At 64.2% G+C, this 14,536-nt stretch carries 12 protein-coding genes; 4 read left to right on the top strand and 8 right to left on the bottom strand.

Annotation, left to right across the window (positions count from 1 at the left end):
* Nucleotides 1-94: 94 nt before the first annotated feature.
* On the bottom strand, nt 95-2,839 hold the full coding sequence (gene acnA / locus BOH68_RS15870; protein ID WP_077377793.1) for an aconitate hydratase AcnA: 2,745 nt from the start codon (nt 2,837-2,839) through the stop codon (nt 95-97).
* A gap of 346 nt (nt 2,840-3,185) precedes the next feature.
* On the opposite strand from acnA, the gene BOH68_RS15865 reads away from it, so the two are divergent.
* From BOH68_RS15865 to trxB, 3 genes are all read left to right on the top strand, one after another.
* On the top strand, nt 3,186-3,542 hold the full coding sequence (locus BOH68_RS15865) for a CPXCG motif-containing cysteine-rich protein (RefSeq protein ID WP_077377799.1): 357 nt from the start codon (nt 3,186-3,188) through the stop codon (nt 3,540-3,542).
* 292 nt (nt 3,543-3,834) lie between these two features.
* Entirely contained in the window at nt 3,835-4,437 is a 603-nt protein-coding gene (locus BOH68_RS15860; protein WP_065392448.1) for a peroxiredoxin, read from the top strand.
* A gap of 347 nt (nt 4,438-4,784) precedes the next feature.
* Nucleotides 4,785-5,741 (top strand): thioredoxin-disulfide reductase, encoded by a 957-nt coding sequence (gene trxB, locus BOH68_RS15855; protein ID WP_077377802.1) that lies wholly within the window; start codon nt 4,785-4,787, stop codon nt 5,739-5,741.
* A 122-nt stretch (nt 5,742-5,863) separates the two neighbouring features.
* Here the strand turns inward: trxB and BOH68_RS15850 are convergent, their stop codons facing one another.
* A complete protein-coding gene (locus BOH68_RS15850; RefSeq protein ID WP_077377805.1) occupies nt 5,864-6,121 on the bottom strand; it encodes a SlyX family protein in 258 nt (85 codons plus the stop codon).
* 499 nt (nt 6,122-6,620) lie between these two features.
* Here BOH68_RS15850 and BOH68_RS15845 point away from each other — a divergent pair, with 499 nt between their 5' ends.
* A complete protein-coding gene (locus BOH68_RS15845; protein ID WP_077377808.1) occupies nt 6,621-7,085 on the top strand; it encodes a cold-shock protein in 465 nt (154 codons plus the stop codon).
* A 100-nt stretch (nt 7,086-7,185) separates the two neighbouring features.
* Here BOH68_RS15845 and BOH68_RS15840 read toward each other — a convergent pair whose 3' ends face one another.
* From BOH68_RS15840 to BOH68_RS15815, 6 genes are all read right to left on the bottom strand, one after another.
* Nucleotides 7,186-7,599: a hypothetical protein gene (locus BOH68_RS15840; RefSeq protein WP_077377811.1), complete on the bottom strand. Its 414-nt coding sequence runs from the start codon at nt 7,597-7,599 to the stop codon at nt 7,186-7,188.
* Complete coding sequence (dapE, locus tag BOH68_RS15835) at nt 7,596-8,795, bottom strand: succinyl-diaminopimelate desuccinylase (protein WP_258954885.1); 1,200 nt, start codon at nt 8,793-8,795, stop codon at nt 7,596-7,598. The genes BOH68_RS15840 and dapE overlap by 4 nt, the downstream gene beginning before the upstream one ends.
* Nucleotides 8,796-8,952: 157 nt before the next feature.
* On the bottom strand, nt 8,953-9,978 hold the full coding sequence (gene dapD, locus BOH68_RS15830; protein ID WP_077377814.1) for a 2,3,4,5-tetrahydropyridine-2,6-dicarboxylate N-succinyltransferase: 1,026 nt from the start codon (nt 9,976-9,978) through the stop codon (nt 8,953-8,955).
* 40 nt (nt 9,979-10,018) lie between these two features.
* A complete protein-coding gene (locus BOH68_RS15825; RefSeq protein WP_308457344.1) occupies nt 10,019-10,420 on the bottom strand; it encodes an ArsC family reductase in 402 nt (133 codons plus the stop codon).
* A gap of 39 nt (nt 10,421-10,459) precedes the next feature.
* Nucleotides 10,460-11,659, bottom strand: coding sequence for a succinyldiaminopimelate transaminase (gene dapC / locus BOH68_RS15820; protein ID WP_077377820.1), 1,200 nt, complete (start codon nt 11,657-11,659; stop codon nt 10,460-10,462).
* A gap of 163 nt (nt 11,660-11,822) precedes the next feature.
* Complete coding sequence (locus BOH68_RS15815; protein WP_077377823.1) at nt 11,823-14,534, bottom strand: [protein-PII] uridylyltransferase; 2,712 nt, start codon at nt 14,532-14,534, stop codon at nt 11,823-11,825.
* Nucleotides 14,535-14,536 lie beyond the last annotated feature (2 nt).

The raw sequence follows: 14,536 nt of genomic DNA, 5'->3' as shown, positions 1-14,536 counted from the left end.
CCTGAAACAGAGTGTGCAAATGAAGAAGCCCCCGCAGGCCATGCCTGCGGGGGCTTTTGTATTGCGGTCAGCGCTGCGGTCAGCGGCTGGCGGGTTACAGCATGCCGCGCAGCACGTAGTGGAGGATGCCGCCGTGGCGGTAGTACTCCAGCTCGTTGTCAGTATCGATGCGGCACAGCGCCTCGATCTTCTGCTCACCCTTGTCGCTCTTGAAGGTGACCTGGACCTTGCCGCCGGCCGTCAGGTCATTCAGACCGCTGATGCTGATTTCCTCATCACCGGTCAGGCCGAGAGACTGGCGGCTTTCGCCTTCGGGGAACTGCAGCGGCACCACACCCATGCCGATCAGGTTGGAGCGGTGGATGCGCTCATAGGACTCGGCAATCACCGCACGGACGCCCAGCAGCAGGGTGCCCTTGGCGGCCCAGTCACGTGAGGAGCCGGTGCCGTACTCCTTGCCCGCGACCACCACCAGTGGCGTGCCTTCCTCGGCATACTTCATGGCGGCATCGTAGATGGCCATCTGCTCGCCGGAGGGCACGTGGCGTGTCTCGCCGCCCTCGACGCCATCGAGCATCTCGTTGCGGATGCGCACGTTGGCGAAGGTGCCGCGCATCATCACCTCATGGTTGCCGCGACGTGAGCCATAGGAGTTGAAGTCCTTGACCTCGACGCCGTTCTCCTTGAGGTAGCGACCCGCCGGGCTGTCCGGCTTGATGGCACCGGCCGGTGAGATGTGGTCAGTGGTTACCGAATCGCCGAGCATGGCCAGCACGCGAGCGTTCTCGACGTCCTGCACGGCCTTCGGCTCGCGCTCCATGCCTTCGAAGAACGGCGGATGCTGGATGTAGGTGGAATCCTTCCACTCATACACCTCGGCTTCCGGTACCTCGATGGCCTGCCAGGTCTCGTCGCCGTCGAAGACTTCAGCGTACTCCTTGCGGTACATCTCGGTGCGTACCTGTTCGACGGCCGTGGCGATTTCCGCCTGGGTGGGCCAGATGTCCTTGAGGAAGACATCGTTGCCGTCGTTGTCCTTGCCCAGCGGCTCCTTGGAGAGGTCGGTGCGCACGGTGCCGGCGAGGGCGTAGGCCACCACCAGGGGCGGTGACGCCAGCCAGTTGGTGCGCACGTTGGGATGCACGCGACCCTCGAAGTTGCGGTTGCCCGACAGCACCGAGGCGACCGTCAGGTCACGCTCGTTGATGGCGGCTTCGACAGGGTCCGGCAGCGGGCCGGAGTTGCCGATGCAGGTCGTGCAGCCATAACCGACCAGATTGAAGCCCAGCTCGTTGAGGTCATCCTGAACCCCCGCCGAGGCGAGATAGTCGGTGACGACCTTGGAGCCCGGTGCCAGAGAGGTCTTGACCCATGGCTTGGTGCGCAGGCCTTTCTCGCGCGCCTTGCGGGCCACCAGGCCTGCCGCCAGCATCACGCTGGGGTTGGAGGTGTTGGTGCAGGACGTGATGGCGGCGATGACCACGTCCCCGTGATCGAGACGGAAGGTCTCGCCGTCCAGCTCGCTGTAGTCGGTATCCTTCTCGTAGCTCTGCTCGACATCGACGGCGGTCTGGCCACCCTCGGACAGCCATTTGCCGTCCTCGACCGCGGGAATCTGACCCAGCTGGTCATCGAGGATCTTCTCGAAGGTCTGCTTGATGTCGGTGAGCGCGACGCGATCCTGCGGACGTTTGGGGCCGGCCAGAGAGGCGACGACCTCACCCATGTCCAGCTCCAGGGTGTCGGAGAAGATCGGCTCATGGCCCGGCTCACGCCACAGACCCTGCTCCTTGGCATAGGCTTCGACCAACGCGACCTGTTCATCGGAGCGGCCGGACAGACGCATGTAGTTGAGCGTCTCGTCATCCAGTGGGAAGAAGCCGCAGGTGGCACCATATTCCGGCGCCATGTTGGCGATGGTCGCGCGGTCCGCCAGTGGCAGGTCGTCCAGGCCATCACCGTAGAACTCGACGAACTTGCCGACCACGCCACGGCTTCTCAGCATCTGGGTGACGGTCAGCACCAGGTCCGTCGCGGTGATGCCTTCGTTGAGCTTGCCGGTCAGCTTGAAGCCGACCACTTCCGGAATCAGCATCGAGACCGGCTGGCCGAGCATCGCGGCTTCCGCCTCGATCCCGCCGACACCCCAGCCCAGCACGCCCAGGCCATTGATCATGGTGGTGTGGGAGTCGGTGCCGACCAGGGTGTCAGGGTAGGCGAGCGTCTTGCCATCTTCCTCGCGGGTGAAGACGGCGCGACCGAGATATTCCAGATTCACCTGGTGGCAGATGCCGGTACCCGGCGGGACGACGGAGAAGTTGTCGAAGGCCTGCTGGCCCCAGCGCAGAAACTCGTAGCGCTCGCGGTTGCGCTCCATCTCGATGCGCACGTTGTCCTTGAAGGCGCTCGGGTCGCCGTAGTGATCCACCATCACCGAGTGGTCGATGACCAGATCCACCGGGGTCAGCGGATTGACCTTCTCGGGGTTCGCGCCCAGTGTCTTGACGGCGTCACGCATGGAGGCCAGGTCGACGACCCCGGGCACACCGGTGAAATCCTGCATCAGCACGCGGGCCGGGCGATAGCCGATCTCATGAGTGCTGGAGGCGGTCTTCTGCCAGTCGGCCAGCGCCTTGATATCGTCCTTGGTGGCAGTGTCACCATCCTCGAAGCGCAGCTGGTTCTCCAGCAACACCTTGAGCGTGAAGGGCAGTCGCGTCAGATCGCCAAGCGACTCGGCGGCCTTCTTGAGCGAGTAGTAGTGATATTGCCTGTCTCCGACCTGCAGTTCGGAGAGGGTATTGAGCGAATCCAGTGACTGAGAGCGCTGGGAACCCATGATTCTCCTCCTTGTCGTTGTCTTCACCGGCCAGACTGCTGATGTGTCATCCAACAGGTGCGTCAGGTGCCTTGGCCGGCTGCGACGCGTCGCCTGAGAGCGACTGCCAAATCGCGGGATACTGCCTATATAAGGCTATGGTCATCATCTGACCGGAATTCAAGCGCCTGCTTGCTTGAGGATAGTGCGCAGTGAGGAACCCCGCGTCGCGTTCGCTGCCATAGAGACGGATGAGAGACATCGTGAGGGAGGTGAGCATGGCGCTCATGGCTCGTGGACTGTCAGCCGCTGGCAAGGCTTTCGCCGCGATCAATCGCATCTCTCACATGACATGACGGAGGTTGGCATGAGTGATCGAGGGCGTGAGCCGGGTGAGTTGCCGGAAGATGACGAGGTACTGGATGCTGCCGTCGAGCAGTGGCTGGCGGAGCATTCCTCGGGGCAGTCCGATGAGTGGCCGGGGCATGAGCTGCTCGAGGACAAGCATGAGGGCGTGACCAGTGAGGCGCTGCACGAGGCGGAAATCAACTGCCCCTACTGTGACACGCCCTTCACGGTGTTCCTGGATCTGGACGAGGGCAGTCTGACCAACATCATCGACTGCGAGCGCTGCTGTCAGCCGATTCAGGTGCGCCAGCATGTGGACCCCGTCAGTGGTGAGCTGGACGGCCTGGATATCGGCCAGGACGATGACGTGCTCTGACCTCGGGGGCGATCTCAGACGCGATCTCAGGTGCCCTGATTCAGCGCATCTGCCCCGAATCGCGCCGCAAGAGCGAGAATCCCGAGCAGCGCACAGGAGATACTGTATTCTGTTTCAGAGGTCACTTATGATTCCGGCGCAGCAGGCATCGTCATCGAGCTTTCATAGGCAAACTCTATGATGGTGATTGCGCCAAACATTTGGCATCTGCCACCTGAGGCGATTAGTCTGTGTGGCGATTCATCACGAAGGCGGCTTTGCGCCTTCCATCATCATTTCTCAGGAGATCACCATGAGCGTATTGGTCGGACGTCAGGCCCCGGATTTCGAAGCCGCAGCTGTGCTGGGCGACGGTACCATCGTCGACAACTACAAGCTGTCTGATTCCAACGGCAAGCTGCGTGTGCTGTTCTTCTGGCCGCTGGACTTCACCTTCGTTTGCCCGTCTGAAATCATCGCCCACGACAACCGTCTGGCGAAGTTCAAGGAACTCGGCGTTGAAGTCATCGGTGTTTCCATCGATTCCCAGTTCACTCACCACGCATGGCGCAAGACCTCTCCGGACGCTGGCGGCATCGGTGAAGTCGGCTTCCCGATCGTGGCTGACGTCAAGCACGAAATCGTGCAGGCCTTCGGTGTCGAGCACCCGGAAGCTGGCGTCGCACTGCGCGCGTCCTTCCTGATCGACGAAGACGGTGTCGTTCAGCACCAAGTCGTCAACAACCTGCCGCTGGGCCGCAACGTCGACGAGATGGTCCGCATGGTCAAGGCCCTGCAGTTCCACCAGACCAACGGCGAAGTCTGCCCGGCAGGCTGGGAAGAAGGTCAGGAAGGCATGAAGGACACCGCTGAAGGTGTCGCCAAGTACCTGGCTGGTCACTCCAGCAGCCTGTAAGTCGCTGCCTGGTCGCGATCAGCCGCGTCATCGCTGACTGATCGAGCGTCCGCCTTTCGACACCCTCCCATGAGTGGCTCGACTGGCAGGCGAACCGGAAGCCGTCGCCCCTGGCGGCGGCTTCCGTGTATCTGAGGCTAGCGTCATAAGCTTCTGCGATGCCGGTCTGAACGCAGTGCTGAAAGCTCGGCGCGTCTGCGCTAATCTGCGCAGTCCCTGTTCACCATCCACTCCGTGTCCTGAGCCATGCCGATCGCAGGCGCTGTCCGCATCGCTCAGTACATAGATCATCAGTCGTCACCCGGCGTCTGGTGAATTTTCCACCTTCATCTGTCCTGAGGTCATCCATGAGCAATGTCCGTCACGAACGTCTGATCATCCTCGGCTCCGGCCCGGCGGGTTACACCGCTGCCGTCTATGCCGCGCGTGCCAACCTCAAGCCACTGCTGATCACCGGCATGCAGATGGGTGGCCAGCTGACCACCACCACCGATGTCGACAACTGGCCGGGCGATGATGCCGGCGTGCAGGGGCCGGAGTTGATGGAGCGCATGCGCCGTCACGCCGAGCGCTTCGAGACCGAAGTCCTGTTCGATCATATCAACGAAGTGACTCTCGGCGAGCGTCCGTTCCTGCTCAAGGGTGACAACGGCAGCTACAGCTGTGACGCCCTGATCATCGCCACCGGTGCCAGTGCACAGTATCTGGGACTGCCGAGCGAGCAGCAGTTCATGGGCCAGGGCGTCTCGGCCTGCGCGACCTGTGATGGCTTCTTCTATCGCAATCAGGAAGTCGTGGTGGTCGGTGGCGGCAACACCGCGGTCGAGGAAGCGCTGTACCTGTCCAACATCGCCTCCAAGGTCACCCTGGTGCACCGTCGCGACAGCCTGCGCGCCGAGAAGATTCTGCAGGACAAGCTGTTCGACAAGGTCGAGAACGGCAACATGGCGGTGGAATGGCACCACACGCTGGATGAGGTGCTGGGTGACAACTCCGGCGTCACCGGCGTGCGTCTGCGTCATGTCGAGAGTGGTGCCACCAAGGAGTTGAGCTCGATGGGGGTGTTCATCGCCATCGGCCATCGTCCGAATACCAGCCTGTTCGAAGGCCAGCTGGAGATGCAGGGCGGCTATCTCAAGGTCCAGTCCGGCCTGGAAGGCAATGCCACCCAGACCAGCATCCCTGGTGTCTATGCCTGTGGTGACGTGATGGATCACGTCTATCGCCAGGCGATCACTTCTGCCGGTACTGGCTGCATGGCGGCGCTGGACGCCGAGCGCTATCTGGATGGTCTGACTGCCTGAGTGGCCTGACCCTCCGCGCTCGCGTCTCCTGACAAGCCGTCAGGGAGGCACGCACAAGAACGGCCCCGTGGCATGCGCTGCGGGGCCGTTCTGCGTTTTGATCACAGGCGTCAGTGCTCGCTTCAGTAGTGAGGAGGAAGCTCGTCGGCAGGCGACAGTGAGTCGGTCTGTGTCCGTTCACTGCCAGATTCGCGCAATTGGCGCAGCTGCGCGCTCATCAGCGCGGTGAGGCGCTCGAGCGTCTCTATCTGGCGTTGCTGGGCAATCACGGTGCGATCCAGCGTCTCCAGCCAGTCATCCTGGTGGGCCAGGCGGCTTTCGAGCGCCTCCAGGCGTGCTTCCAGCCGAGCATCGCCGGGAAGATCGGTCGGGGTCGACATGCGCTATGAACTCCTGAAGAGAGGTGTCAGTCCCGGTGGGCGAGTCAGTGGCGTGAGGATATCACCAGCCACAAGCGGACCGACAAGGGTTGAGGGGAGGCACGTGGTGGCATCAGACGCATTCTGGTGAGGCGTGTTAGACTGATATCGGTGTGTTCTGCCTTCTTTTCGCGCAGTGCACCTGTTGACGGCAGCTGTCAGTTTCGCCTCTGGCACTGACATGGCTGCCGGTTCCATCGACTGATGTGGGGAGACTCACATCACGAGCCACGACGTGGCCAGGCTGACACCGAGTGTCAGTGACAGCCACGGGCATCGCCGTGAGGCGTTGCGTTCAGGCAGAGGTCCGACGACTGACGGTCGCATCGCGTGTCGTCATCCTCCCGGATTCTGCCCTTGCTGCGGCGTCTGGCAGAACATTCTGATATGGATCATCTGAAGTACCCCCTTCTGCCTTGTCGCGTTCCACCTTAATCCATTGCTTAGAGAGTTTATCTTGATGAGTTCCAAATCGTTCTTCCGTTGTTTCATCATCAGTCTGTTGCTGGCATTGCCGGCACCGTTGCTGATTGCCGTCTTCATCACCCTGACCGGCGGCGAGCTGGCCGACACGCTGTCCACTGCACTCAGCGTCGAGGGCTTTGAACTGGCCTACGCCGCTGCTGCTGTCGCCGTCTTCATTCTGCTGCTGGTCGCCACCCTGGCCATTCCGGTGCTGACACCGCGTTCCGCGGCGCTGGCCGAAGTCGAGGACGACGATCGTGAGATCGGCGAGGTCAAGTGGTTCAACGTCAACAAGGGCTATGGCTTCGTGACCCGCGAGAGCGGTGAAGATGTCTTCGTGCACTTCCGTGCCATCCGTGGCAAGGGCCATCGCACGCTGGCCGAAGGTCAGAAGGTGCGTTACCACGTCATCAGCAATGAGCGTGGCCTGCAGGCGGATGACGTGACGGTCATCACCTGATCGCTGACTCGCTCAGTGAAAGACGACAACGCCCCGCAGGCTAGCCTGCGGGGCGTTGTCGTTCATGGCCTGCACATTGGGGTGACGAGCGTCGCGTCACTCAGCCCTGGTCTGGCCAGGTGAAGGCCTCTTCGCTGCCATCGGCCATGACGCGGAAGAAGCGGTCCGGCTCATCACCTGGCTGCCAGCTGCCCAGCGAGCAGCGCGCCTCGACCTGCAGCCCTCGGGCGGCGGCGCGAGCACAGTCGACATCACGTGCCCAGGGAGTGCTGGCGCTGTCGAACCACAGGCTGGCGAACCCGTCAGCGACTTTCTCCACGACCAGTACCGCGATCTCGGCGCCGTCACGCGTGAGGCGGGTCCGGTGCTGCAGCTTGCCGGCCGGCTGGAAGACGACGACCTGCCCGAACTGCTCGCCCAGCCAGGCACCGAGCGCTTCCAGGCTCAAGGGCTTGAGGTAGATCTCGATGTCCGGGTATTGCTCATCGGCGTCAGTGTGCGGGGTCTCGCTCATGCCGTGGTCTCTCGGGTCGCGGGGACAAACAGGTATTCCAGGATGTGTTCATAGGCGCTGGAGAGCTGATCCAGATCGCTGGCCATGACGCGTTCATCGATCTTGTGGATGGTCGCGTTGACCGGCCCCAGTTCTACCACCTGGGTGCCGAGCGTGGCGATGAAGCGCCCGTCCGAGGTGCCGCCGGAGGTGGACAGTACCGGCTTGCGGCCCAGCGCGCGTTCCACGCCGTGCACGGCGGCATCGACCAGCGCGCCTTCCGGTGTCAGGAAGGGCTCGCCGCTCAGGTTCCACTCGATCTCGACGTCCAGCCCGTGCTTCTCGAGGATCTCGTAGGTGCGACGCTTGAGATCATCGGCGGTCAGCTCGGTGGAATAGCGGAAGTTGAACACCACTTCCAGCTCGCCGGGGATGACGTTGGTCGCGCCGGTACCGCCACGGATGTTGGAAATCTGGAAGCTGGTCGCCGGGAAGAAGTCGTTGCCGTTGTCCCAATGCTCGGCGGCCAGGGCGGCCAGCGCCGGGGCGGCTTCGTGGATCGGGTTGCGCGCCAGGTGCGGGTAGGCCACATGGCCCTGGACGCCCTTGACGTGCATGACCGCACCCAGCGAGCCGCGACGGCCATTCTTGATCACGTCACCGGCGTAGTCGGTGGAGGACGGCTCGCCGACGATGCAGTAATCCAGGCGCTCGTGATGCTCGCGCAGATACTCGACCACCGCACGGGTGCCGTGAACCGCCGGGCCTTCCTCGTCGGAGGTGATCAAGAAGGCGATGCGGCCTTCGTGGTCCGGGTTGGCGGTCACGAAGCGCTCGGTGGCGGTCAGCATCGCGGCCAGCGAACCCTTCATGTCGGCGGCGCCACGGCCACACAGGAAGCCGGCATCGTCGATGCACGGCGAGAACGGCGGATACTGCCAGTTGGCTTCCGGACCCGTCGGCACGACATCGGTGTGACCGGCGAAGGCCAGCACCGGACCATGATGGCCGCGCACCGCCCAGAAGTTGTCGACATCGCCGAAGGGCAGCCGCGTGATCGTGAAGCCCAGCGCCTCGAGGCGTTCGATCATCAGGGTCTGGCAGTCCAGGTCGACCGGCGTGACCGAGGGGCGTGAGATGAGATCGAAGGCCAGCTCCAGCGTCGGAGACAGATCGGCGGGGCGTGGCGGAAGCGGTGCGTTTGAATCAGTCATCATGGGCCATCGCTGCAGGCGTCATCGCGAGGAGCGACAGCGCGAAATTCGGGGGAGAGACGAAGTGTCTTCACGCCGGCTCTGACACTGCTGCCCGAGCCGGGAAATGCCACGACGGCCTGCCAGAGGTGCAGCTCCTGACAGGCCATCGTCACGCGCCTCAGTTGTGGGCGTGCAGGGCATCGTTGAGCGCGATGGCGCTCTTGTTTGTGCGGCACTCGACACGGCCGGTGACGGAGTTGCGACGCAGCAGCAGGTCGTCCTGGCTCGCCAGCTCACGGGCCGCGACCGTCTCGACTTCCTGGCCTTCGTTGTCGAAGACCATGACCTTGGTGCCGGCGGTGATGTAGAGGCCAGCTTCCACGGTGCAGCGATCGCCCAGCGGGATGCCGATACCGGCATTGGCGCCGATCAGGCAGCCTTCGCCGACCTTGATGACGATGTTGCCGCCACCGGACAGGGTGCCCATGGTGGAGCAACCGCCGCCCAGATCAGAGCCCTTGCCGACGAAGACGCCCGCGGAGATGCGGCCTTCGATCATGCCCGGGCCTTCGGTGCCGGCATTGAAGTTGCAGAAGCCTTCGTGCATCACGGTGGTGCCTTCGCCCAGGTAGGCGCCCAGACGCACACGCGCGGTGTCGGCGATACGAATGCCGGTCGGCACCACGTAGTCGGTCATCTTCGGAAACTTGTCGACGCAGTCCACGGATAGGGTGCGACCTTCCAGGCGGGCCTTGAGGCGACGCGCCGGCAGCTCCTCGATGTCGATGGCGCCTTCGCTGGTCCAGGCGACATTCTTGAGCAGACCGAACATGCCGGTCAGATCGATGCCGTGCGGACGCACCATGCGGTGAGACAGCAGGTGCAGCTTGAGGTAGACCTCCGGCACGCTCTGCGGGGCGGCGTCTTCCTCGATGAACATGGCGACCAGCGGGCGCTGGCTGGCGGCCAGGCTCTCGGCCAGTTCGGCCTGGGCGCTGTCACCGGCGTCGCGCAGGGCGCTGGCCAGGGCGGCGCAGTGTTCCGGCAGGAAGCTGGTGGCGGTGGTGCCAGCCGGTGCGTCCAGTGCCTTGCGAGCGGCGTCAGCAACGGCAGCGGTCGGCTTGAACAGCGGGGCAGGATAGTAGACTTCCAGCCAGTCGCCGGTGGTGTTCTGGGTGCCGATTCCGAGGGCAAGGCTCAACATCGTGTCAATCTCCGGGGTGTCCAGTGGTGTAAGGGGTAGCTCAATCCTGCGGTTCGTAGACCGCCTTGTCATAGCCGATCACCAGATCCATCTCATTGTCGGCGGGATGACGCTCGAGAATGGGACGCTTGATCAGGGTCGGGTGCTCCAGCATCAATGCACGTGCCGAGTTGGCATCGAGGCTGTCACGTTGTTCATCGCTCAGGTTGCGCCAGCTGGTGCTGCGCTTGTTGAGCAGGCTGCTCCAGGCGGTCTGCTCCAGCCAGGATTCCAGCAGGCTGGCGGAGAGGCCATCCTCACGCAGGTCATGCCAGCGATAGGGCACGCCCCGGCCATCGAGGGCGCGGCGCGCCTTGCGGCAGGTATCGCAGGTCTTGATGCCGTAGAGCACGTGCATGGCGGTCTCCTTGAGCCAATCCGCCTCGCCGGGCGGGGCTGTCATCCAGTGTTGGGCTGCTGTCAGCCCGTGCAAGCCTGGCGCTCAGCGCAGGCGTTCGACGAAGCGACGCAGGCGCCGGGCGGCTTCGACGGTCTGTTCCAGTTCGGCCACCAGCGCCAGACGAATGCGTCCGGCGCCCGGATTCACGCCGTCCACTTCACGCGCCATGTAGCTTGCCGGCAGCACGCCGACGGCCTCTTCACGCAGCAGCTCGCGGGTGAAGGCGGCGTCATCCCCGCCCGGCACGGCCGGGTAGAGATAGAAGCTGGCTTCCGGGGTCGGGAAGTCCATCACCGGCGCGAGGATCTCGGTCACGGCGGCAAACTTCTCGCGGTAGGCGTCGCGATTGGCCAGCACGTGGGCTTCATCATTCCAGGCGGCGATGGAGGCGTGCTGGTGGTGCAGCGGCATCGCGCAGCCGTGATAGGTGCGGTAGTGACGGAAGCGACGGATCACCTCGCCATCGCCGGCCACGAAGCCGGAGCGCAGGCCCGGCAGGTTGGAGCGCTTGGACAGCGAGTGGAAGACCACGCAGCGCGCGTAGTCATCGCGGCCCATGGCGGCACAGGCTTGCAGCAGGCCCGGCGGCGGTGTGGCTTCGTCGAGGTAAAGCTCCGAATAGCACTCGTCGGAGGCGATCAGGAAGTCGTGCTCGTCAGCGAGGCGAATCAGCTGCTGGAAGTCGGCCAGCGGCGTCACCGCGCCAGTGGGGTTGCCCGGCGAGCAGACGAAGACGATCTGGGTGTCACGCCATACCTCGGCCGGCACCGCGGCGTAGTCGGGGCGGAAGCCGTTCTCGGCGGGGCAGGGCAGGTAGGTGACCTCGCCGCCGGCCAGCAGCGTCGCGCCTTCGTAGATCTGATAGAAGGGGTTCGGCACCAGCACGCGCGCCGGACGCGTGCTGTCCAGCGAGGCCTGGATGAAGGCGAACAGTGCCTCGCGGGTGCCGGTGACCGGCAGGACCTGCTGGTCGATATCCGGGGTGGCGTTGAGCGAGAAGCGCTTCTCCAGCCAGCTGGCGATCGCGGAGCGCAATTCCGGCAGGCCGCCGGTGGCGGGATACTTGGCCACGCCCATGATGTGCTCGCGCAGGGTGTCGAGCACGAACTCGGGGGGGGCGTGACGCGGCTCGCCGATGGTCAGCGCAATCGGGTCCAGAGCGGGGTTGGGGACGACGCCCTCGCGCAGCTTGGCCAGGGTTTCAAACGGGTAGGGCTTGAGCTGGTCGAGATCCGGGTTCATGCACGTTCCATGGGTGATGGCCGTTGCCGGCCGAGCAGGAAGGAAGGCGTCCGCGAGTCCGCCGGACTGCCATGCAGGTCGACTCGCGATTATAGGGAAGGCGGCCGGTCCCCTCAATCGCGGGGTGCCGGCGGCCTCTCGCTGTTCATGCCTGCGCGACGCGTCAGCCGCGCTCGCCGACCTGGAGCACTTCGGTCAGGGCATCACGCAGGCGCGTCTGGCGCTCTGGGTCGGTGATCGGCTCACCGGCGCGGTCGGTGATGAAGAAGATATCCTCGACGCGCTCGCCCAGGGTGACGATCTTGGCGGCATCGATGGCGATCTCGTGCTCCATGAACACGCGGCCGATGCGCGCCAGCAGACCCGGGCGGTCAGAGGCGATCACTTCCAGCACGCTGCGGCCATTGGTGTAGTCCTGGCTGAGCGTGATGCGTGGCGCGATGCGGAAATGCTTGAGCTGACGCGGCGTGTGACGATTGACGATCACCGAGTAGTCATCCGGGTCATCCAGCTCTTCGACCAGATGGGTGCGGATGTCGGCGAGACGTGCGGCGTCGCGGATCGGCTCACCGTCATCGTCGAGCAGGATGAAGGTGTTGAGCGTCCAGTTGTGGCTCGAGGTGGCGATGCGTGCATCGTGGATCGAGAGCCCCAGCTGCTCCAGTGCCGCCGCCGTGGCGGCAAACAGGTTGTCCACCGAGCGGGTATGGATGAAGACCTTGGTGCCGCCTTCGGTCATCTCTTCGGTGGGTGCACTGGTCAGCACCAGCGGCAGAGGTTCGCCATGCTCGTCCAGCTGGGGGGACGCCTGACGTGCCAGGATGCCCTGGGTGTGCCAGGCCACCTCGCTGGGCGCGTAGCGTACGAAGTAGTCGTCACCGAGGCTGGCCCACAGCGCTTCGGCGTCGCTGCGTGAGGTGCCCATGCCGGCCAGCAGTGACAGGGCTTCCTCGCGGGTCTCGGCGATCCATTCGTGGCGTTCCGGCGGATGCTCCAGGCCCCGTCGCAGCGCCCTGCGCGTCTCCATGTGCAGCTGACGCAGCAGCGCCGCTCGCCAGCCATTCCACAGCGAGGGGTTGGTGGCATTGATGTCGGCCACCGTCAGCACGTAGAGGTAGTCGAGATGCGTCTCGTCGCCGACGATCTCGGCGAAGCGCGTGATGATCTCAGGGTCGGCGATGTCCTGCTTCTGCGCGGTCATCGACATCAGCAGATGGTGACGTACCAGCCAGCTCAGGGTGCGAGTGTCGCGCTGACTGAGATCATGACGGCGGGCGAAGTCCTCGATTTCCAGCGCGCCGATCTCGGAGTGATCGCCGCCGCGTCCCTTGCCGATGTCATGATAGAGCCCCGCGATCCACAGCAATTCCAGCTTGGGCAGTTCACGGATCAAGGCGGCGGCGACGGGGAATTCCTCTTCCGCGTCAGGGGCGCGGAATTCCTGGGCGACCTTGAGCAGGCGCAGGGTGTGGGCATCGACGGTGTAGACGTGGAACAGGTCATGCTGCATCAGGCCGACGGCACGACCGAAGGCCGGCAGGTACTTGCCGAGGATGCCGTAGCGCGCCATGCGCTTGAGGACGCGTGGCACGTTGCCGCCGGAGCGCATCAGCTCCATGAACAGGCTCTGGTGACGGACGTCGTCACGGAAGGCGTCATCGATCTGGTGACGATGATCACGCAGTGCGCGGATGGTGTCGGCGCGCACGCCCTCGATCTCGGGGTGCTGGGCCATGAGCAGGAACAGCTCCAGCAGCGCGGCGGGGCGACGGCGGAACACGCCTTCCTCGCGCAGGCTGATGTAGCCGCTGCGAATCTCGAAGCGCGGATTGAGCGGCACGATGTTGACCGGCTCGTCATGGCGCAGGATGGCCTCATCGAAGTGCTGCAGCAGCATGTCGTTGAGGCCCGCCAGGGCGGTGACGTGGCGATAGTAGCGCTTCATGAACTGCTCGACCGCCAGGTGCTCGGGCGTGTCCTGGAAGCCGAACAGCTCGGCGATGGTGCGCTGGTGGTCGAACAGCAGCCGGTCCTCGGCGCGTCCGGCCAGCATGTGCAGCGCGAAGCGCACCTGCCACAGGAAGGCCTGCCCCTGGCTTAGGATGCGCAGCTCGGCGTCATTCATGAAGCCCAGCTCGACGAGGTTGTCGTAGCGCTCGACCCCGAAGTGACGCTTGGCGACCCAGCCGATCATCTGGATATCGCGCAGGCCACCGGGGGATGACTTGATGTTGGGCTCGAGGTGATATTCGGTATTGGCGAACTTGTGGTGGCGAGCGATCTGCTCCTGCCACTTGGCCTCGAAGAAGGCCTCGGCCGGCCACAGACGGTCGGTACCCAGGCGCTCGCGCATGGCCTCGCGCAGCCGCTGCGGGCCGGCGATGACACGGGATTCCAGCAGGTTGGTGATCACGGTGACGTCGGCACGGGCCTCGCGTTCGCAGTCACTCAGCGAGCGCACCGACTGGCCGATCTCGAGCCCGATGTCCCACAGGAAGGTGATGAAGGCGGACAGCGCCTCACGGTAGGGCATGTCATCGTCCTGCTCCAGCAACAGCAGCAGATCGATGTCGGAGTGCGGGTGCAGCTCACCGCGGCCATAGCCGCCCACGGCGAGCAGGGCGATGCCATCATCCGGCCAGGCCTGGCGTTGCCAGGCGATGGCCAGCAGGCGATCGATGGCGCGGGCACGGCCATGGATGAGGTCGCGGATGTCGGCACCCGCCTTGAAGCGGGCCTCGAGACGCTCCTGTACCTGTGCCAGAGCCCGCTTGAACAGCGGGATGGGCGTCTTCGTCGTGGCCAGCTCGCCGTCGAAGGTGACGGCATCGTAGAGCGCTTCACGCTCGACGAAGTGGTAGTGGTGCAGGAGCATCG

It is taken from the genome of Cobetia sp. MM1IDA2H-1 (assembly GCF_002916775.2).
Lineage (GTDB): Bacteria > Pseudomonadota > Gammaproteobacteria > Pseudomonadales > Halomonadaceae > Cobetia > Cobetia marina.
Note: the sequence above shows the minus strand (reverse complement) of the source record. Positions and strands in the feature narration are given on the sequence as shown.